At 64.3% G+C, this 19,839-nt stretch carries 17 protein-coding genes and 1 tRNA gene; 8 read left to right on the top strand and 10 right to left on the bottom strand.

Features of this window, described 5'->3' with window-relative positions:
- Positions 1-3 precede the first annotated feature (3 nt).
- From AC04SI_RS11335 to thrC, 3 genes are read right to left on the bottom strand one after another with little or no spacing between them, the layout of a single operon-like run.
- Positions 4-600, bottom strand: coding sequence for a GNAT family N-acetyltransferase (locus AC04SI_RS11335; RefSeq protein WP_404277227.1), 597 nt, complete (start codon positions 598-600; stop codon positions 4-6).
- 15 nt (positions 601-615) lie between these two features.
- Entirely contained in the window at positions 616-1,908 is a 1,293-nt protein-coding gene (locus tag AC04SI_RS11330; RefSeq protein WP_120014271.1) for a M16 family metallopeptidase, read from the bottom strand.
- A gap of 14 nt (positions 1,909-1,922) precedes the next feature.
- Positions 1,923-3,320: a threonine synthase gene (gene thrC / locus AC04SI_RS11325; protein WP_404277228.1), complete on the bottom strand. Its 1,398-nt coding sequence runs from the start codon at positions 3,318-3,320 to the stop codon at positions 1,923-1,925.
- Between the two features lie 128 nt (positions 3,321-3,448).
- Between thrC and AC04SI_RS11320 the strand changes: the two genes are divergently transcribed.
- On the top strand, positions 3,449-4,171 hold the full coding sequence (locus tag AC04SI_RS11320; RefSeq protein WP_404277229.1) for a hypothetical protein: 723 nt from the start codon (positions 3,449-3,451) through the stop codon (positions 4,169-4,171).
- A gap of 30 nt (positions 4,172-4,201) precedes the next feature.
- Here the strand turns inward: AC04SI_RS11320 and AC04SI_RS11315 are convergent, their stop codons facing one another.
- The gene (locus AC04SI_RS11315; protein ID WP_404277230.1) at positions 4,202-4,891 is read right to left on the bottom strand and encodes an HAD family hydrolase; all 690 of its coding nucleotides are present in this window, start codon (positions 4,889-4,891) and stop codon (positions 4,202-4,204) included.
- A gap of 191 nt (positions 4,892-5,082) precedes the next feature.
- Here AC04SI_RS11315 and AC04SI_RS11310 point away from each other — a divergent pair, with 191 nt between their 5' ends.
- Positions 5,083-6,216 carry a site-specific DNA-methyltransferase gene (locus tag AC04SI_RS11310; protein ID WP_404277231.1) on the top strand — a complete coding sequence of 378 codons (1,134 nt, stop codon included), beginning with the start codon at positions 5,083-5,085 and terminating at the stop codon, positions 6,214-6,216.
- Between the two features lies 1 nt (position 6,217).
- Here AC04SI_RS11310 and AC04SI_RS11305 read toward each other — a convergent pair whose 3' ends face one another.
- A complete protein-coding gene (locus tag AC04SI_RS11305) occupies positions 6,218-6,832 on the bottom strand; it encodes an HAD family hydrolase (protein WP_404277232.1) in 615 nt (204 codons plus the stop codon).
- Positions 6,829-8,022, bottom strand: a complete 1,194-nt coding sequence (gene mutY, locus AC04SI_RS11300) for an A/G-specific adenine glycosylase (protein WP_404277233.1) — start codon at positions 8,020-8,022, stop codon at positions 6,829-6,831. Before mutY ends, AC04SI_RS11305 begins: the two co-directional genes overlap by 4 nt.
- Before the next feature lie 49 nt (positions 8,023-8,071).
- Between mutY and AC04SI_RS11295 the strand changes: the two genes are divergently transcribed.
- From AC04SI_RS11295 to smc, 3 genes are all read left to right on the top strand, one after another.
- Positions 8,072-8,581, top strand: coding sequence for a DUF721 domain-containing protein (locus AC04SI_RS11295; protein WP_488474224.1), 510 nt, complete (start codon positions 8,072-8,074; stop codon positions 8,579-8,581).
- A 142-nt stretch (positions 8,582-8,723) separates the two neighbouring features.
- Complete coding sequence (locus AC04SI_RS11290) at positions 8,724-9,467, top strand: DsbA family protein (RefSeq protein ID WP_404277235.1); 744 nt, start codon at positions 8,724-8,726, stop codon at positions 9,465-9,467.
- 108 nt (positions 9,468-9,575) lie between these two features.
- Positions 9,576-13,034 carry a chromosome segregation protein SMC gene (gene smc, locus AC04SI_RS11285; RefSeq protein WP_404277236.1) on the top strand — a complete coding sequence of 1,153 codons (3,459 nt, stop codon included), beginning with the start codon at positions 9,576-9,578 and terminating at the stop codon, positions 13,032-13,034.
- Between the two features lie 50 nt (positions 13,035-13,084).
- On the opposite strand, the gene AC04SI_RS11280 is transcribed toward smc, so the two are convergent.
- A tRNA-Gln gene (locus AC04SI_RS11280) sits at positions 13,085-13,159 on the bottom strand.
- 121 nt (positions 13,160-13,280) lie between these two features.
- The gene (locus AC04SI_RS11275; protein ID WP_404277237.1) at positions 13,281-13,625 is read right to left on the bottom strand and encodes a VOC family protein; all 345 of its coding nucleotides are present in this window, start codon (positions 13,623-13,625) and stop codon (positions 13,281-13,283) included.
- Between the two features lie 249 nt (positions 13,626-13,874).
- Between AC04SI_RS11275 and ppdK the strand changes: the two genes are divergently transcribed.
- The 3 genes from ppdK (at position 13,875) to AC04SI_RS11260 (ending at position 18,725) form a co-directional block, all read left to right on the top strand.
- Positions 13,875-16,559, top strand: a complete 2,685-nt coding sequence (gene ppdK / locus AC04SI_RS11270) for a pyruvate, phosphate dikinase (protein ID WP_404277238.1) — start codon at positions 13,875-13,877, stop codon at positions 16,557-16,559.
- Positions 16,560-16,664: 105 nt separating this feature from the next.
- Complete coding sequence (locus AC04SI_RS11265; protein ID WP_404277239.1) at positions 16,665-17,855, top strand: glycosyltransferase family 9 protein; 1,191 nt, start codon at positions 16,665-16,667, stop codon at positions 17,853-17,855.
- A gap of 132 nt (positions 17,856-17,987) precedes the next feature.
- Positions 17,988-18,725 carry a polysaccharide deacetylase family protein gene (locus AC04SI_RS11260; RefSeq protein ID WP_404277240.1) on the top strand — a complete coding sequence of 246 codons (738 nt, stop codon included), beginning with the start codon at positions 17,988-17,990 and terminating at the stop codon, positions 18,723-18,725.
- Positions 18,726-18,788: 63 nt separating this feature from the next.
- Here AC04SI_RS11260 and AC04SI_RS11255 read toward each other — a convergent pair whose 3' ends face one another.
- Together AC04SI_RS11255 and AC04SI_RS11250 are read right to left on the bottom strand one after the other, a co-directional pair.
- Positions 18,789-19,178 (bottom strand): DUF427 domain-containing protein, encoded by a 390-nt coding sequence (locus AC04SI_RS11255; protein WP_404277241.1) that lies wholly within the window; start codon positions 19,176-19,178, stop codon positions 18,789-18,791.
- Between the two features lie 125 nt (positions 19,179-19,303).
- Positions 19,304-19,660: a hypothetical protein gene (locus AC04SI_RS11250; protein WP_404277242.1), complete on the bottom strand. Its 357-nt coding sequence runs from the start codon at positions 19,658-19,660 to the stop codon at positions 19,304-19,306.
- Between the last annotated feature and the right edge of the window lie 179 nt (positions 19,661-19,839).

Here is a 19,839-nt window from a genome sequence, read left to right as displayed (position 1 = left end):
AAATCAGCCCTTCGTTCCAGCGCCCGGCGGATCGTCCGCGATCCGGGCGTAGAGGTAGTGGTCCTGCCAGATGCCATTGATCCTGAGATAGGATCGCAGAAGTCCTTCGCGCCGGAATCCGGCTTTTTCAAGCACGCGGATCGACCGGGCGTTGTCGGGAATACAGGCAGCCTCGATCCGGTGCAACCTCAGCGTATCGAAGGCGAATTGCGACACCAGCTTGACAGCTTCGGTCATCAGGCCGCGGCCGCCATAGCGCTCACCGATCCAGTAGCCGATATGGCCGCTTTGCGCGACGCCGTGGCGGATGTTGCCGAGCGTGATGCCGCCGGCAAGCTTGCCGCTGCTCTTCTCGAAGATGAAGAAGGCGATGGCCGTGCCTTGCGCATAGTCCTCGCGGTAGCGGCTGATGCGCAGCCGCCATGCCGTGCGGTCAAGCTCGTCAGTCGTCCAGCGCGGCTCCCACGGCTCCAGGAAGGTGCGGCTTTCGCCGCGCAGCGCCGACCATTCGCGGTAGTCGTTGGTCAGCGGCACGCGCAGCGTAATCCGGTCACCCTTCAGTGCCGGCAGATCGCGGCGAAAGAAAGGGAGCGCGAACATGGCGCTTGGGAGGTCTTAGACGGCGAGCTTGCGGGCCGTCGTCTGCGTGCCCGAAAGCGAATCGAGGATCGCCTCATAGGGCGCAAGCGTACCCACGGGGCCGACGGCGGTGAGCGTCGGCTTGGTCGAAAACAGTCGCGCCGACAGGTCGGTCAGCCGCTCGATGGTCAAGGCCGAAAGCCGCTCCATCAGTTCTTCCTTGGCGATCGGCCGGCCGAACAGGAGCAGTTGCCTCGCGATCTGCGAGGCGCGGCTGGCCGGGCTTTCGGCCGACATGATCAGCCCCGCGCGATACTGCGCCCGGGCCCGGTCGAGCTCTTCTTGCAGGATGTTTTCGCCTGCCTTCTGCAACTCGTCGATGATGACGGGCACCAGCTTGGCGATGTCGCTCTGCCCGGTCGCGGCATGGACGCCGAAGATGCCGGTGTCGGAAAAGCCCCAGTGGAAAGCATAGACCGAGTAGCACAGGCCGCGCTTTTCGCGGACTTCCTGGAACAGCCGGGACGACATGCCGCCGCCGAGGATCATCGACAGCACCTGCGAGGCGTAGAAGTCGCGCACATGGTAGGCGCGGCCCTCGAAGCCGAGCACGATCTGCGCATCCATCAGGTCGCGGTCCTCGCGGAAGTCGCCGCCAACATATTGCGCATATTGCGGAATGTTGCTCTCGGCCTTGGCGCGGAAGCCGCCCAGATGCTTCTCGACTTCGCGCACGAAATTGTCGTGCTTGATGTCGCCGGCGGCCACGACCACCATGCGCTCGGCGCCGTATTGGCGCTCGATGAAATTATGCAGCTGCTTGGAGGTGAAGGACTTGACGGTCTCCGGCGTGCCGAGGATGGAGCGGCCGATCGTCTGATGGCGGAAGGCGGTTTCGGTGAAACGGTCGAAGACGATGTCGTCGGGCGTGTCGTGCGCGGCGCCGATCTCCTGCAGGATCACATGCTGCTCGCGCTCCAGCTCCTCCGGGTCGAATTCGGACTCCTGCAGGATGTCGGCAAGGATGTCGACCGCCAGCGGCACGTCGTCGGAGAGCACCCTGGCGTAATAGGAGGTCGTCTCGACGCTGGTGGCGGCATTGATCTCGCCGCCGACATTCTCGATTTCCGAAGCGATTTCGAAGGCGGTGCGCCTTTTCGTACCCTTGAAGGCCATATGCTCGAGCAAATGGGCCATTCCGTGCTCTTCTTCGCGCTCATTGCGGGCGCCTGACTTGACCCAGGCACCAAGGGCAACGGATTCGAGACTTGGAAGGGTTTCGGTTGCGACTGTCAGGCCGTTCGACAGACGGCTTACCTCAACACCCATATGGCTAGTACTCCCTAACGCGCCGCCCGCGTGTGGCGTGTAACATAATCTTCCACCATTTTCAGGTCGGATGGAAGTACCGTGTATTTTTCGTCGGCTGACATCAAGGAGCCTAACCATGCGGGCAGGGCCGGCGACACGCCGCAGGCCTCTTCGACGGCGGCCGGAAACTTGGCTGGATGCGCGGTGCCCAGCACCACCATCGGGATGGCACTGACGGCCTTGCCGACCGCGACATGCATGGCCGCGGCTGTGTGCGGATCGAGCAGATAATTGCTGGCTTCGAGCGTCGAGCGGATAGTGGCGGCGACCTCGCCGACATCGGAGCGGCCGGCGTCGAATTCGGCTCTGATCCTGGCGATTTCGCCTGTTTCGATGGTGAAGGCACCGGACTGCTTGAGCCCGTTCATGTAGCGACGCACTGTCGCGGCATCGCGGCCTGCCGCCTCGAACAGCAGGCGCTCGAAGTTTGACGATACCTGGATGTCCATCGACGGCGATGTGGTGGCGAAGACGCCCTTGGTGCGGTACTCGCCGCTAGCAAGCGTGCGCGCCAATATGTCGTTGTCATTGGTGGCGATGATCAGCCGCTCGATCGGCAGCCCCATCCTCTTGGCGGCATAGCCGGCGAAGATGTCGCCGAAATTGCCGGTGGGCACGGTGAAGGACACCGGCCTGTCCGGCGCGCCGAGCGACAGCGCGGAGGAGAAATAATAGACGATCTGGGCCATGATGCGGGCCCAATTGATCGAATTGACGCCCGACAGCGAAACCCGGTCGCGAAAACCGTGGTCGTTGAACATGTCCTTCACGAGGCCCTGGCAGTCATCGAAATTGCCTTCAAGGGCCAGCGCATGGACGTTGGCGGCGGTCGACGTCGTCATCTGGCGCTGCTGCACCGGCGAGACCTTGCCGTGCGGGAAGAGAATGAAGATGTCGGTGCGGTTGCGCCCGGCAAAGGCGTCGATGGCGGCACCCCCGGTGTCGCCGGAGGTTGCGCCGACGATTGTTGCACGCTGGTCGCGCTCGGCCAGGACATGGTCCATCAGCCGGGCTAGCAGCTGCATGGCCACGTCCTTGAAGGCCAGCGTCGGGCCGTGGAAGAGTTCCAGCACGAAGGCATTGGCGCCGGTCTGCACCAGTGGGCAGACGGCCTCGTGACGGAAGGTCGCATAGGCTTCGCGCACCAGTTTCTCGAACACTGGCGCCGCGATTTCACCGCCGAGGAACGGCGTCAGCACGCGGATGGCGAGGTCGGGATAGGCAAGGCCGCGCATGGCGCGGATATCGGATGCCGAAAACTGCGGCCATTCGCGCGGCACATAGAGCCCGCCGTCGCGCGCCAGCCCGGCCAGCACCGCGTCGGAAAATCCAAGCACGGGCGCATCCCCGCGGGTACTCACATATTGCATCGTCACATTCCGTTCTTGCCGGGCGTTTCATTCACCGCAAGGTGGTTAATTTTCCGAGCCGGATCAGTCGCATTTTTGCCGCGCGGTTGATATACGTCACCAGCTTTGCGAGAGGGAAGTGCAGTTTCATGGCGTTTTATTCGTTCAACAACCGCTTTGTCGCGGGTCTGGCGCTCACCGGCTTTATGCTTGCCGCCGCCGGTTGCCAATCGAGCGACAATGGCGTTCTCAACCTCGGCTTCGGCAAGAAGGACACCCAGGCGCCACCCCCGCCGCAGGATCCCAAAGTGCTCGCCAGCCAGTTGCGGGCCTACTGCCCGAAGGTGACGTTGCGCGACGGCACGGCCTTCTTCAGCACCTATGCCAAGGGCTCCGCCAAGCCCAGGAAGAAGACCGACGCCGCCCAGGATGCCGCGGCTGCCGCCCAGCCGGCGCCCGACGGCACCATCGTCGATCCCGATCGCGATCCCGCCAAGGTCATCTACCAGGCCTCGATCACCGACGTCACCCGCGACTGCAGCAACGCCAACGGCCAGTTGTCGATGAAAATCGCCGTCGCCGGCAAGGTCGTTCCGGGACCGATGTTCGCGCCGGGCACGATCACCATGCCGATCCGCGTCGCGGTGATGCATGGCACCGAGGTGCTCTATTCGCAGATCCATCCCTATCAGGTCCAGGTCACCGACCCCTCTGCCGCCACGCAGTTTGTCTTCACCGACCAGAACGTCGTAGTGCCGGAGCCGACAGCGCAGGATTACCAGGCCTTTGCCGGCTATGACGAGGGCGCCCCGAAAGCCGCGACGAACAAGCCGAAGGGCAAGAGGAAGAGAGCCGCCCCCGCGACGAACTGACCCGCTTAAAAGCGGCTGCGGACTGCCCTTTCAGGCGTCCGCGGACCACTCAGACAAAGCGGCGATCACGCTTTTCAGCTCCGTCCAGCGGCGAATGACGGTTTCCGCGCCGGCCTCGGTCAGCGCGTCGGCATGGCCGGGATAGCTGTGCCCGGCGCCGGTGAAGCCGATGACGCGCATGCCGGCCGCCCTGGCGCCGGCGACGCCGTGCACGGAATCCTCGATGACGAAGGTGTTTTCCGGCTTCGCGTTGAGCTTTTCGGCGGCAAACAGGAACACGTCCGGAGCCGGTTTGGTTTTGCCGGTCGGTGTTTCCATCGCCGAGAAGATGCGGCCAGCGAAGAACGGCAGCAGATGCACTTTGTCCAGCATGAACTCGATCCGCTCGGAGCGTGAGTTGGAGCAGATGCAGCGCGGCACGGTCACCGCCGCGACCGCTTCGCGCACGCCGTCGATGGCGCGCACATCGCTTCGCAATTTGCGGTCGACCAGCTCTTCGGCACGGTCGATCAGCGAGACCTGGAACGGGATGGCGGACTTCTCCTCGACCCGCATCATGATGTCCTTGAAGGTCAGCCCGGCATAGGTCTCGGCAAGTTCCTCCGGCGATATCTCATAGCCGGCCGAGGTCAAAAGCTCGGCTTCGATGCGCGCGGCGATGATTTCGGAATCGACGAGCACGCCGTCGCAATCGAATATGACAAGGTCTGGCTGGGGCATGGCAATCCGAACAAGGGAAGGATGGTGGGCGGCCCGACAGGGCTCAGGCGGCGCGGCATACACCAACAGGCCGGGCTTCGCAAATTAACCGGACCTAGGCGGCCGAACCGGTTCCGCCCTTCACCGAATATTTACGCTGATCGGTAACCATAACAGGAAGTAAAACAGTAACGCGTGCCTTGGGTGTAACAATGTCAGCCGTGCGTCTTCTCGACGAGCTTTCCCACGCTCCCCAGCAATCCGAATGGCTGGACACGATCCTGAAGGGCGACTGCGTTGCGGCACTCGACCGGCTGCCCGAAAAATCGATCGACGTCATCTTCGCCGATCCGCCCTACAACCTTCAGCTCGACGGCGACCTGCACCGGCCCGACCAGTCCAAGGTCGACGCCGTCGACGACGATTGGGACCAGTTCGAGAGCTTTGAAGCCTACGACGCGTTCACCCGCGCCTGGCTGCTGGCGGCGCGCCGCGTGCTGAAGCCGAACGGCACCATCTGGGTCATCGGCTCCTACCACAACATCTTCAGGGTCGGCGCCCGGATGCAGGACCTCGGCTTCTGGATCCTCAACGACGTCATCTGGCGCAAGACCAACCCGATGCCGAACTTCCGCGGCCGCCGCTTCCAGAATGCGCACGAGACGATGATCTGGGCCTCGCGCGACCAGAAGGGCAAAGGCTACACCTTCAACTACGAGGCGCTGAAGGCATCCAACGACGACGTCCAGATGCGCTCCGACTGGCTGTTTCCGATCTGCACCGGCGGCGAGCGGCTGAAGAACGAGAACGGCGACAAATTGCATCCGACGCAGAAGCCGGAAGCGCTGCTGGCCCGCATCATGATGGCCTCGACCAAACCGGGCGACATCGTGCTCGATCCCTTCTTCGGCTCCGGCACCACCGGCGCGGTGGCAAAACGCCTTGGCCGCCACTTCGTCGGCATCGAGCGCGAGCAGGCCTATATCGATGCCGCCAACGAGCGCATCGATGCCGTCCGGCCGCTGGACGGCGAGGATCTCACCGTGCTTACCGGCAAGCGCGCCGAGCCGCGCGTTGCCTTTGTCAGCCTGATCGACACCGGTCTTATGCTGCCCGGCGCCACGCTCTATGACGCCAAGAAGCGGTGGGCGGCCAAGGTGCGCGCCGACGGCACCGTGGCCATCGGCGATAGCGCCGGCTCGATCCACAAGATCGGCGCCGAGGTGCAGGGGCTGGACGCCTGCAACGGCTGGACCTTCTGGCACTATGAGCGCAGCGGCGGCCTCACCCCGATCGACGAACTGCGCCGCATTGCCCGCCTCGGCATGGAGCGGGCAGGGGCCTGATTCAGCTCACCTTGATCCCAAGGCGCTCGAGGTCCGCCTTGAGCGTTTCGGCGTCGGTGAACAGCACCGCCTGCCAGCCGGCAGCCTTGGCGCCGTCGACATTCTTCTGGCTGTCGTCGATGAACAGCGTCGCTTCGGGTTCGAGGCCGAACGCGGCGACGTGATGATCGTAGATGGCGCGGTCAGGCTTGATCTGGCGGATGTCGCCCGACACTGTCACGCCGCGCGGATGGTTCAGAAAATCGAAGCGCTGCCGGGCTTCGGCAAGCGTGTCGGTGGCAAAATTGGTCAGCATGGTCACGTCATGGCCAGTGTCGATCAGCTTCTCCATGATGGCGACGCTGTCGTCATAAGCATGCGGCACCATGTCGTGCCAGTGGCGGCGGAAATTGCGAATATTTTCAGCATGATCGGGGTGTTCGGCGATCAGCAGCGCCTCCGCCTCTTCCCAGGTCCGGCCACGGTCCTGCTCGATGTTCCAGTCGCTGGTGCAGACATTGTCGAAAAACCACTTTCTCTCTTCGGCATCCGGGATCAGGCGGCTGAACGGGATATTCGGATCGTAATGGATCAGCACTCTGCCGATGTCGAAAACGATGTGGCGGATTTCAGTCATGCAGGCCTCTTTGCGGTATGTGGCGACGGCTTTTTCGTCGCGCCGGGTATCGCAGCCTCGATTGCCTTTTTCATGACAGTCGGCAACGCCTCGCCTGAAATGTCCGATGGCAGCGACCAGAAATGGCCGGCTGGGGTGTCGCCGCTCATCTGCGCATGAAAGACGTCGAGTTCGAGCGCGAAATGGGTGAAAACATGCGCGATCTGCCCGGCACGCCGCCAGTCGGCGGCAAACGGCGCCGCAGCCGCCGTAGTCGCGCCGTCCATCCGCGCCGTCCAGGCCGTTGTCGGCACCTCGGTCATGCCGCCGAGCAAGCCCTTGTCCGGGCGCTTGCGCAACAGGATGGCGCCGTCGCTTCTGACTGCCACGAACGCTGCTCCGCGCCGCAAGGGTTTTTCCGCCTTCGGCAAGCGAACCGGGAAGCGTTCGGGATCGCCTGAAAGAATGGCGCTGCAATCCGCCCGCAGCGGGCACAGCATGCAGCGTGGCCTACGCGGCGTGCAGATCGTCGCGCCGAGATCCATCATCGCCTGGGCGAAGTCGCCCGGTCTTTTGTCCGGAACCATGCGCTCGACAAGCGCGCGGATCTCGCCCTTCGCTTCGCTGAGAGGCGTTGCGATCGAAAACAGCCGGGAGACGACCCGTTCGACATTGCCGTCGACGACGGCCGCCGGTCGGTCGAAGGCAATCGCCGCGATCGCCGCCGCGGTATAGGCGCCGATCCCCGGCAGTTCCCTGAGGCTAGCTTCGCCGTCCGGAAAGCTGCCGCCACGCCGCGCCACGAGATCGGCGCAGGCCTTGAGATTGCGCGCCCGTGAATAGTAGCCGAGCCCGGCCCACGCCTTCATCACGTCTTCCGTCGACGCAGCGGCCAGAGCCTCGACATCAGGCCATTTCTCGACGAAAGCGCGAAAATAGGCTTTGACCGCCTCGACCGTGGTCTGCTGCAGCATGACCTCGGACAGCCAGACGCGGTAGGGATTGGGTTTTGTACCTGACGCCAGCGCGCGCGGCGCAATGCGCCACGGCAATTCGCGGTGATGCGCGTCGTACCAGGCAAGCAGGTGGGGCGCGATCCCACCAGATCCAGCTTTGCTGGTATCTCCCGACGCAGCTTTGCTGCTGTCCTCGGAGGCGGCCTTGCCGCTCTCCCCGGATGCGGTCTTGCGAGGCTGGGCGAGCGGTGCCATTGATCGGAACTGACCTGGCTAGGTTAGGGGTGGTGACTGGAGAACGCACATGGCAGGGAAAAAGCCCTTCGGCAATCCCGTTCCGGTGAGCGATCTCGCGACCGAGATCCTTGATCCGGTGCTGCGCAAGCGCGCCGGCATCTCGATTGGGCTGGTCCAGTCATGGGAGGAGATCGCCGGACCCCGGCTTGCCGGCCGTTCGCGCCCCGAGAAGATCCAGTGGCCGCGCCGCCTGCATGAGGACGATCCATTCGAGCCGGCGGTGCTGGTCATCGCCTGCGAGGGCATGGCCGCGCTGCATTTGCAGCACGAGGCCGGCGAGATCATCAACCGCGTCAATGCTTTCCTCGGGTTCAATGCCATCGGCCGCATCAAGATCCTGCAGAAGCCGGTGCTGACCGAAAAAGCCCGGCCGAAACCGGCTCTCAGGCCGCTGACATCAGCCGAGAAGGCCAAATTGTCCGAGACGGTCGGTAAGATCGAAGACGATGGCTTGCGCGCCTCGCTGGAACGGCTCGGCGCCACTATTCTTGGCGAAAGGAAACCGCGCGGGTCATGAACGCGTCATCTATCTCGCGCATTCGTGATCATGCATATAGTCTTTGGCGATTGGAATGGGGACAGCGATGCCTTAATTCGCGCTAACTCTCGCCTTTTCTAGCCTTTGCATTGCAAAATCCAACTATTGTCAGGTGATTCGCATGAACCGTTCCCCGTTTGGCCAAAGCTTGTCTCGCAGAAACCTCTTGTCTTCGCTGGCCGCCGTTCCGGCTGTGGTTCTGCTTGCCGCTTGCAGCGACTCGGATGAGGAGGCCAAAGCGGCGGATGTGAAGCCTGCCGCTCCCGCCACCCCTGCGACACCAGCCACGCCGGCCGCCGTCAAGGTGCCGGAAGCGCAGGGCACGGTCGACATGGCCGAACTGCTGAAGCCCGGCGCGTTGCCCGACAAGCAGCTCGGCAAGGACGACGCCAAGGTCACCATCGTCGAATACGCCTCGATGACCTGCCCGCATTGCGCGCATTTCAACGAGACGACCTTCCCTGAGTTGAAGACGAAATACATCGACACCGGCAAGGCCCGCTACATCCTGCGCGAATTTCCGTTCGATCCGAGCGCCGAGGCCGGTTTCATGCTGGCGCGCTGCGCCAAGGATAACTATTTCCCGATGGTGGACGTGCTGTTCAAGCAACAGGCCAACTGGGTTGGCGTCAACAACACCAAGGACGCATTGCTGCAAATCTCGAAGCTCGCCGGTTTTACACAGGAGTCCTTCGAGGCCTGCTTGACGGACCAGAAACTTCTGGACGATGTGAGAGCGGTCCAGAAGCGCGGCGCCGATGAATTCAAGGTCGACTCGACGCCGACCTTCTTCATCAATGGAAAGACCTACAAAGGGGCGATGTCGATTGAGGAAGTGTCGGCCATCCTCGACCCTCTGCTCTGACGTCCAGGCAGCGCCGAAGCGGCTGCGCTTCGGCGTGCGCACGCCTATGCCTTGCCGCGGGTTCAACCGCGGAATACTTCTGCTGAAACGGCTTGCGGGGCGGCGCGAATGAAGTTTTCGCGCCTTCGCCTTCTCGGTTTCAAATCCTTCGTCGAACCCGGCGAGTTCGTCATCGAACGCGGCCTGACCGGCATTGTCGGGCCGAACGGCTGCGGCAAGTCGAACCTCGTCGAGGCGCTGCGCTGGGTGATGGGCGAAAGCTCCTACAAGAACATGCGCGCGTCCGGCATGGACGACGTGATCTTTTCCGGCTCGGGAACGCGCCCGGCCCGCAACACCGCCGAAGTCACGCTTTTCCTCGACAACAGTGACCGCACCGCGCCTTCGGCCTTCAACGACGCCGATGAGCTGCAGGTGTCGCGCCGCATAGAACGCGAGGCCGGCTCGCTCTACCGCATCAATGGCAAGGAAGCCCGCGCCAAGGACGTGCAGCTTCTGTTCGCCGACCAGTCGACCGGTGCCCGCTCGCCCTCGATGGTCGGGCAGGGCCGCATCGGCGAACTGATCCAGGCGAAGCCCCAGGCGCGCCGCGCTCTGCTGGAAGAAGCGGCAGGCATTTCCGGCCTGCACACGCGTCGCCACGAGGCCGAGCTTCGGCTGAAGGCGGCCGAGCAGAACCTGGAACGGCTGGACGACGTCGTCGGCGAGTTGGAAAGCCAGATCGAAAGCCTGAAGCGCCAGGCGCGCCAAGCCTCGCGCTTCAAGAACCTGTCGGCCGACATCCGCAAGGCCGAGGCGACGCTGCTGCATCTGCGCTGGACGCTGGCCAAGACCCAGGAAGGCGAGGCGCGTTCGGCGCTGGCGGTTGCCACGACGCTGGTCGGCGACCGCGCCGCCGCCCAGATGGCGGCCGCAAGGGAGCAAGGCATCGGCGCCCACCGGCTGCCAGATCTGCGCGACGCGGAAGCTGCCGCTGCCGCTGCCTTCCAGCGCCTGTCGATCGCCAAGACGCAGATCGAGGAGGAGGCGGGCCGCATCCGTGCCCGCCAGGCCGAACTCGAGCGCCGGCTGCAGCAGCTTGACGGCGACATCGCCCGCGAGGAGCGGATGGTGCGCGACAACGCCGATATCCTCGAACGCCTTCGCACCGAGGAAGCTACGCTCAATTCCGAAAATGCCGGTGCCGCCGAGCGCGAGGCCACCACGCGTGGCGCCTTTGAGCAAGCGGCAGCCACGCTCTCGCAGAGCGAAGCGAAGCTTGCCGCGCTGACCGCCGAACGCGCCGAAGCGGCCGCCTCGCGCAACCAGATCGAGCGCACCTTGCGCGAGACCGCCGAGCGGCGCGACCGCTTCGCCCGCCAGCTTGCCGAGGTCGACCGCGAGCTGTCAGAGATAATTTCCAAGGTCGCCGGCCTGCCCGATCCCGCCGAGAAGCGGCTTCTGGTCGAGGACGCCCAGGCGCTGCTGGAACAGGCCGAGGCCAATGCGATATCGGCCGAACAGGCCGTCGCCGAGGCGCGCGCGGCCGAAAGTGCCGCCCGCCCGCCGCTGCAGGATGCCAAGGCCGAGTTGGCGCGCATCGAGACCGAAGCCCGCACGCTGGCGAAGATTTTGAATGCCGCGAGTGGCGATCTCTTCCCCTCCGTTCTCGAACAACTCAGCGTCGAGCGCGGCTATGAGACAGCGCTGGGCGCAGCGCTTGGCGAGGATCTCGACGTGCCGCTCGACCGCAGCGCCCCTGTGCATTGGGGCGAAAGCCAGGTTCAGCCCGGCGATGCCGCGCTGCCGGAAGGCATCAGGAGCCTTGCCAGCGTGGTTCGTGCCCCGGCACAGCTTGCCCGCCGCTTGGCGCAGATCGGCATTGTCGACGCCGCGGACGGCCGGCGGTTGCAGGCCCTGTTGGCTCCGGGACAGCGGCTGGTCAGCCGTGAAGGCGCGCTGTGGCGCTGGGACGGGCTGACCGCCAGCGCCGACGCGCCGACCGCGGCCGCGCAGCGGCTGGCCCAGAAGAACCGGCTGGCCGAACTCGACGCCGAGGCGGTCCAGGCGACCCTCGTCCTGCGCGAGGCCGAAGTAGCCCTTGCCTTGGCCGAGCAGGCGCTTCGCCAGACGAGCGAGGCCGAGCGCAATGCCAGGCAGGCGGGCCGTGATGCCCAGCACGGACTGGACGCCGCCCGTAACGTGCTGGCCGAGGCCGAAAAGGCCGGCGGCGAACTGGTGAGCCGGCGCGCTGCCCTCGACGAGGCGCGCGCCCGCGTCGTCGACAGCCATGAAGAGACGGCGGCCGCCTTCGTCGAGGCGGAAATGCTGCTGCAGAGCGCGCCCGATCTTGGCGACCTGCAACTGCAGCTCGAACAGTCCTCGGCCAATGTCGCAAAAGACCGTGCCACTCTGGCCGATGCGCGTGCCGTCCATGAAGGGTTGCGGCGGGAAGCCGAGGCGCGTGCGCGCCGCCTCGAAGCCATTGGTGCCGAACGCCGCAACTGGCTGGAGCGGGCCGAGAACGCCTCGACCCAGATCGCCGCCCTTGGCGAGCGCAAGGCCGAAGCCGAGACCGAGCGCGAGCGGCTGGCCGACGCGCCCGACGAGATCGATGCCAAGCGGCGCGCGCTGCTGTCGCAGCTCGCCGAAGCCGAGTCGCTGCGCCAGGCGGCGGGCGATCGCCTGCAGGAAGCCGAAAACAAGCAGGCCGAACTCGATAAGGCCGCAACGGCGGCGATCCAGTCGCTGGCCGAAGCCCGTGAATCCCGCGTCCGCGCCGAGGAGCGACTGACGGCGGCCGACGAGCGGCGGCTGGAGGTCGAGGCGCGCATTCAGGAAACGCTGAACACGCCGCCGCATCTGGTCATCCGCCATACCGGACTGGAGGCCGACGACCCGATGCCCGAAATGGCCGAGATCGAGCGCCAGCTCGACCGGCTGAAGATCGAACGCGAACGGCTCGGCGCTGTCAATCTGCGCGCCGAGGAAGAGCAGAAGGAACTGTCCGACCGGTTGGAGACCATCGTTTCCGAGCGCGAGGATATCATCGAGGCGATCCGCAAGCTCAGGCAAGCGATCCAGAGCCTGAACCGCGAGGGACGCGAGCGGCTGCTCGCCGCCTTCGAGGTGGTCAACGGCCATTTCCAGCGGCTGTTCTCGCATCTGTTCGGCGGCGGCACGGCCGAACTCCAGCTGATCGAATCCGAAGATCCGCTCGAGGCCGGGCTCGAGATCCTCGCCCGCCCGCCCGGCAAGAAGCCGCAGACCATGACGCTCCTCTCCGGCGGCGAGCAGGCGCTGACGGCGATGTCGCTGATCTTTGCCGTCTTCCTCACCAATCCGGCGCCGATCTGCGTGCTCGACGAAGTCGACGCGCCGCTCGACGACCACAATGTCGAGCGCTTCTGCAATCTCATGGACGAGATGGCCAAGACCACCGAGACGCGCTTCGTCATCATCACCCACAACCCGATCACCATGGCGCGCATGGACCGGCTGTTCGGCGTGACCATGGCCGAGCAGGGCGTCAGCCAGCTGGTCTCGGTCGACCTGCAAGCCGCCGAGGCGATGCGCGAGGCGAGCTGAGGTGGCCGGGCGAGCAGCCCGGATTTGATCTCATTTTTTGTTGGCAGGTTTGGCTGGGGCGCCAGGATTCGAACCTGGGAATGTCGGTACCAAAAACCGATGCCTTACCACTTGGCGACGCCCCAATAGCCATCAGAGTCGCTTGTGCGGCGCGTTATTAGCAGAGCAGCCAAAAAGCACAATGGCAATGAAGGGTGGTGTCGCCCACCTGATTTCGCAGTCCACAGCCGCGGCCAGGAGCGGCGTCTACTCGCTCCAGACCGCCATTTCGTTGCCGGCCGGATCGATGAAATGGAAGCGCCGGCCGCCCGGGAACGAGAAGATCGGCTTGATGATGGTGCCGCCGGCATTTTCGACGGCGGCGAGCGTTTCTTCCAGATCCTGGGAATAAAGCACGGGCAGCGGTTTGGCTGGGGCTTCGCCGGCATCGGCCTGAAAACCGCCGTCGAGCCCTTCGGCAAAGGCCGAATAGGTCGGCCCGTAATCGGTGAACGACCAGGAAAAGGCGGCGCTGTAGAAAGCCTTCACACTGTCCAGCGTACCTCCGGTCGCCGGCATTTCCAGATAGTCGAGTTTTCCGGTCAGTTTCATGACGCCGCTCCATACAATGTTCTTGTTATGTTCTATTCCGTTACCTCCGATGCCGCAAGTCTTTTGACGCAGCCTTCGCTTTAATCGGTTGTAGGGGTTTTTCTTAATCGATTGTAGGCGCTCGCCGACTTTGCCCTGCCTTGCCTTTCGCAGTGCAGCATCATATCGCTCGATCTAAGGCGCGTCGGAACCTGGGCCATCGTCCAGGTTCCGCCGATCTTTCCAATCTCCGGCATCTGGAGGGCGAGCATGACCAAGTGGGTTTACACCTTCGGCGATGGCGCGGCGGAAGGCCGTGCCGGCGACCGCAACCTTCTGGGTGGCAAGGGCGCTAACCTGGCCGAGATGTGCAGCCTCGGCCTGCCGGTGCCGCCTGGCTTCACCATCACCACCGAGGTCTGCAACGCCTATTACGCCAACGGCCGTACCTATCCGGCTGAGCTGGAATCAAATGTCACGGTGGCGCTGGACCATATCGGCCGGCTGACCGAGCGCCGTTTCGGCGACCCGTCGAAGCTGCTGCTGGTTTCAGTGCGCTCAGGCGCCCGCGCCTCGATGCCCGGCATGATGGACACCGTGCTCAATCTCGGCCTCAACGACGAGACCGTCGAGGCGCTGGCCGCCGATTCCGGCGATGCGCGCTTCGCCTATGACAGCTACCGCCGTTTTATCCAGATGTATTCCGACGTCGTCATGGGCCTCGACCATGACGTGTTCGAGGAGATCCTCGAGGACCAGAAGGCGAGCCTCGGCCACGAACTCGACACCGAACTGACGGCGCTGGAATGGCAGGGCGTGATCGCGCTCTACAAGGCCAAGGTGGAGGAGGAGCTCGGCAAGCCGTTTCCGCAGGATCCGAACGAGCAGCTGTGGGGCGCGATCGGCGCGGTGTTTTCGAGCTGGATGAACAACCGCGCCATCACCTACCGGCGCCTGCACGACATACCCGAAAGCTGGGGCACGGCGGTCAACGTCCAGGCCATGGTGTTCGGCAATATGGGCGATACCTCGGCCACTGGCGTCGCCTTCACCCGTAACCCTTCGACCGGCGAAAAGCAGCTCTATGGCGAATTCCTGGTCAATGCGCAGGGTGAGGACGTCGTTGCCGGCATCCGCACGCCGCAGAACATCACCGAAGCTGCCCGCATTGCCGCCGGCTCCGACAAGCCGTCGCTGCAGAAGCTGATGCCGGACGCCTTCCAGTCCTTCGTCACCATCTCCGACAGCCTGGAAAAGCACTACCGCGACATGCAGGACCTCGAATTCACCATCGAGCGCGGCAAATTGTGGATGCTGCAGACCCGCTCCGGCAAGCGCACCGCCAAGGCGGCGCTCAAGATCGCCGTCGAGATGGCCAGGGATGGCCTGATCACCAAGGAGGAGGCGGTCGCCCGCATCGATCCCGCCTCGCTAGACCAGCTGCTGCATCCGACCATCGATCCGAAGGCCGCGCGTGACGTGATCGGCATCGGCCTGCCGGCTTCGCCGGGCGCCGCCACCGGCGAGATCGTCTTTTCCTCAGGCGATGCCGAGGACGCCAAGGCGCAAGGCCGCAAGGCGATCCTGGTGCGGATCGAGACCAGCCCCGAGGACATCCACGGCATGCACGCCGCGGAAGGCATCCTGACCACGCGCGGCGGCATGACCAGCCATGCCGCGGTGGTGGCGCGCGGCATGGGCAAGCCTTGCGTGTCCGGCGCCGGCTCGCTGCGCGTCGACTACAAGACCGGCACGCTGATGGCGATGGGACAGACCTTCCGCAAGGGCGACATCATCACCATCGACGGCGGCAACGGCCAGGTGCTGAAGGGCGCGGTGCCGATGCTGCAGCCCGAACTGTCCGGCGATTTCGCCGCCATCATGGAATGGGCCGACGCCGCGCGCCGCATGAAGGTTCGCACCAATGCCGAAACCCCGCTCGATGCGCGCATGGCGCGCTCCTTCGGCGCCGAAGGCATCGGTCTCTGCCGCACCGAGCATATGTTCTTCGACGGCGACCGCATCGTCGCCATGCGCGAGATGATCCTGGCCGACACCGAGAAGGACCGGCGCGCCGCCCTTGCCAAGCTGCTGCCGATGCAGCGCTCGGATTTCCTCGAACTGTTCGAGATCATGGCCGGCCTGCCGGTGACCATCCGCCTGCTCGATCCGCCGCTGCACGAATTCCTGCCCAAGACTGAAGGCGAAGTGGCCGAAGTCGCCGCCGCCATGAACGTGTCGCCGGAAAAGCTCAGGCAGCGCACCGAAGCCCTGCACGAGTTCAATCCGATGCTCGGCCATCGCGGTTGCCGCCTGGCTGTCTCCTATCCCGAGATCGCCGAAATGCAGGCGCGCGCCATCTTCGAGGCCGCCGTAGAGGCCGGCCAGAAGGCCGGCGCGCTGGTGGTTCCCGAAATCATGGTGCCGCTGGTCGGCCTGGTGAAGGAGCTAGACTACGTCAAGGCGAGGATCGATGCCGTCGCCAAGAGCGTCATGGAAGAGACCGGCATCAAGATCGACTATCTCACCGGCACGATGATCGAACTGCCGCGCGCCGCGATCCGCGCCCATGTCATCGCCGAGGCGGCCGAATTCTTCTCCTTCGGTACAAACGACCTGACCCAGACCACCTTCGGCATCTCGCGTGACGATGCCGCCTCGTTCCTGGAGACCTATCGCCAGAAAGGCATCATCGAGCAGGATCCGTTCGTGTCGCTCGACATAGACGGCGTCGGCGAACTGGTGCGCATGGCGGCCGAAAAGGGCAGGGCGACCAGGCCCGAGATCAAGCTCGGCATTTGCGGCGAGCATGGCGGCGATCCCGCTTCGATCCGCTTCTGCGAGGAGGTCGGTCTCGACTATGTGTCGTGCTCGCCCTACCGCGTGCCGATCGCCAGGCTGGCCGCCGCGCAGGCAGCGGTGCTGGTGGCAAAGGCATCTGCGCCGCGCGCCTGATGGCCGCGACTATTGCCATGGATGACCGATCGATGACTGTCGATTGGCTCCGGCTGCGCGGTTGCCAACTTACGATTTTGTGAGCAAAGTCACGCGAAGTTGCGCGTGACGGTCCTCAATCTCGACATCGTTTCCGCCCAGTTTCCCAAGCCCGACCCCCGGTGCCCGAAACAGATGCTACAGTTTTCCCCCGCTCCCGTCCGCTCGATCCTGATCCTCCAGACCAAGTACATGGGCGATATTGTCCTCGCCTCCACGCTGGCGAAAAACCTGCAGCTCGAATATCCGGGCGTCGGGATCGTATTCCTCTGCGAGGCGCACTTCGCAAGTTTCCTTACCGCCCACGGCATAGCCTCCGACGTCGTCACCTTCAGCCGCGCGCGCCTGCGTGGTTCACCGCTGCAACGCGGGCGTGAGCTCTATTCGATGGTGCGCAGGCTGCGTCAGCACCGCTTCGACATGACGATCGACCTGAGCGATTCGAAAACCTCTCGGGTCGTCGTCAGGCTCGTCAACGCCAGGACCAGGGTAGGCTATCACCCGACTGACAGGCCCTTGCGCTGGTACGAGCGCAATCCGGCAAACATTCGGGTCACGCGGTTCGGCTACGGTGAAAGGCACTATCTCTACCGCTACCTTTCGCCGCTGGAGGCGCTTGAGATCGATCTGCGCGTCAGAACGCCTTCGATCAAGCCGCTGCCGCTGGAAACGGCTCGCGTCCAGGACTTACTGAACAGGCACGGGCTCCGGCGAAACGCCTTCGTCGCGGTGCATGCCGGAGCGAGCTTCCGCGGTCGGCAATGGCAGCCGGAACGCTTCGCCGCCGTGATTGACGAAATCTCGCGCGAGACCGGGCTGGACTTCGTGCTTGTCGGCGGCCCGGACGAGCGCAAGCCGGCTGAACGGATCGTCGCCGGGACCGCATCGGCCGTCGTCAACCTCGTCGGCGTCCTGTCGCTCGAAACGCTGCTGGCATTGCTGGAGGAAGCGCGGCTGTTCCTCGGCAATGAGAGCGGCCCGATGCATATGGCCGCTGCGGCGGGAACCCCTGTTGTTGGCCTTTTCGGCCTGACAAGGCCAACACGCTGGGCGCCGGTCGGCGCGCCGAGCATTTGCCTCCAGCCTTCCATGCCGTGCGAATGCGTGGCGCGCGATCTGTGCCGTTCGCCGGACCCAAGCAAATCCTGCTGCGTTTGGCGCCTGGAGGTCGAGCCTGTCATCGAGGCCGTGCGCGAAATCCTGGCGCAGACCGACGTCGCTGTGCAACCGCCACCCGTGGTTCGCGCCACTCGCTGACAAGTCACACGCCAGGAAATTGTCGCCACGGCCGCTTTTGGCATGCGCGCCGTCCCGATTTTCGCCTTGATGCGGGTCTTCTTGGCGCGGCTCCCGCAGGGATCCGCTTCTATATCTGTCCGGAAATCAATCATGCGCCTGCTCGGAAAACATCTTTGCGCGATAGCGATCTCGGCCTGCACCGTGTCGGCAGGTCACACCGCACCGCTTCTCGAACCTACGCTGCATTTGACGCCGCGGGCCGGCAGCGGCCGCGTGGCGCTGACGCTGGACGCCTGCGGCGGCCAGACCGACACCAGGATACTCTCGGCGCTGGTCGACAACAGGATCCCGGCGACGATTTTCGTCACCGGCATCTGGCTGAAGCGCAATGAAGCGGCGATCGAGATCATGCGCGCGCACCCCGATTTGTTCGAACTGGAGAACCATGGCGGCCGCCATATTCCGGCAGTCGACACGCCGCGAAAAATCTATGGCATCCGCAGCGCCGGCAGTCCCGAGGCCGTGCTGGCCGAAGTCGAATCGGGCACCGCAGCCCTCGCCCGCACCGGCGAGCCGGCGCCGAAATGGTTTCGCGGGGCGACCGCCGAATACAGCCCATCCGCCATCGCCATGATCCGCAAGCTTGGCTTCAAGATCGCCGGCTTTTCGATCAACGGCGACGGCGGCTCTTTGCTGGGTGCGAAGGAAACCGCCCGGCGCATCGCCGCCGCCAAGGATGGCGACGTCATCATCGCCCATATCAACCAGCCCACCCATGCCGCCGGCGAAGGCGTGGTGCAGGGCCTGCTGTCGCTCAAGCAAAAGGGCCTGACCTTCGTGCGGCTCGATGAAGCCGATGGCGTAGGCAATGACGGCACCACCGACTGATCGGATCAGCCTGATTTGAGTCTCAACGCATGCACCCTTGGGTGAGTGCTCGACTCGGAACGCTTAGGCCGGCGTGGCTTCGATCGTCACCTTGCTGGGATAAAAGGCGCCGTGATTGCGGATCTCCGTCATCTCGTCGAAGGGGCGCTCATAGGCCCACATCGCGTCCTTGCCGGCCTCTCCAGCCGGCAGTGCGCTCCAATAGCTGGCATCTCCCTTGTAAGGGCAGTGCGTCGAGTGCTCGGTCTTGGCCAACCGGCTGAAATCGATGTCGTCGAAGGGAATGTAGAGAACCTGAGCATAGGGCGGCTCCGACAGGAGCTTTGCGGTCGTCGACGTGGCGATCACCGTTTCGCCGGCACGCACCCTGACAGTGCCGTGATAGGGCTCGATGGTGATCACCTTGTCAGGATTGCGCTGGAAGCCGGGTGCGGGATTTGCGATCTTGTCCATTGGCGGGTTTTCCTTGTCCGGCATGGGGCGCCGTCCGGAATAGGTGTGTCGGGCAAGCGCCAAGTGCAAGGCCAAGCCAAATCCACGCCTGGCCCGCGGTCAACTAGCCTTGTCCCGAGAAACTTTCAGGCTGCGGTCTTGAACACATCCATCAGCCCGGCATAGGCGGCAGCGATGCCGGCCACCGGATTGGTGCTTCTCGACGCCGTCTCGACCTTCAGCGCGCCGCCGACCGTTGGCAGGGTCAGCAGCAGGAACTGGCGGTTGCCGCCATCTCCCACGCATGCCGCTGCGACATGCTGGCCTTCGCCGCCATTGTCGACGCACATCTTGAACAGCAGCGTGCCGCCGACCGCCTCGAGGGCGCCGCCGACAACCTCGACGAATTCATCTTCGGAGACGGTTTTGGCGTCAGGCACCAAATCGGCCAGACTTTCGGCAAGTGTGTTTTCAAGTGCCTTGTCGTCGAGCTGCGCGTCCATGCGAACCTCTTCCATTCGCCAATCGCACCCCTACCCATTAACAGAGCTTAACGCCGACGATGGCCGGATTGTGGCGGTTTTCCTTGTCATTTCGGCCAATGCACCGGGATGGCTGGACAATCCGTCGGTTCGTCCCACAATGGGGCAAAAGCGTAGACGTGAAAAAGCGCAGGGGAGGA

Source organism: Mesorhizobium sp. CNPSo 4689 (assembly GCF_057784325.1).
Note: the sequence above shows the minus strand (reverse complement) of the source record. Positions and strands in the feature narration are given on the sequence as shown.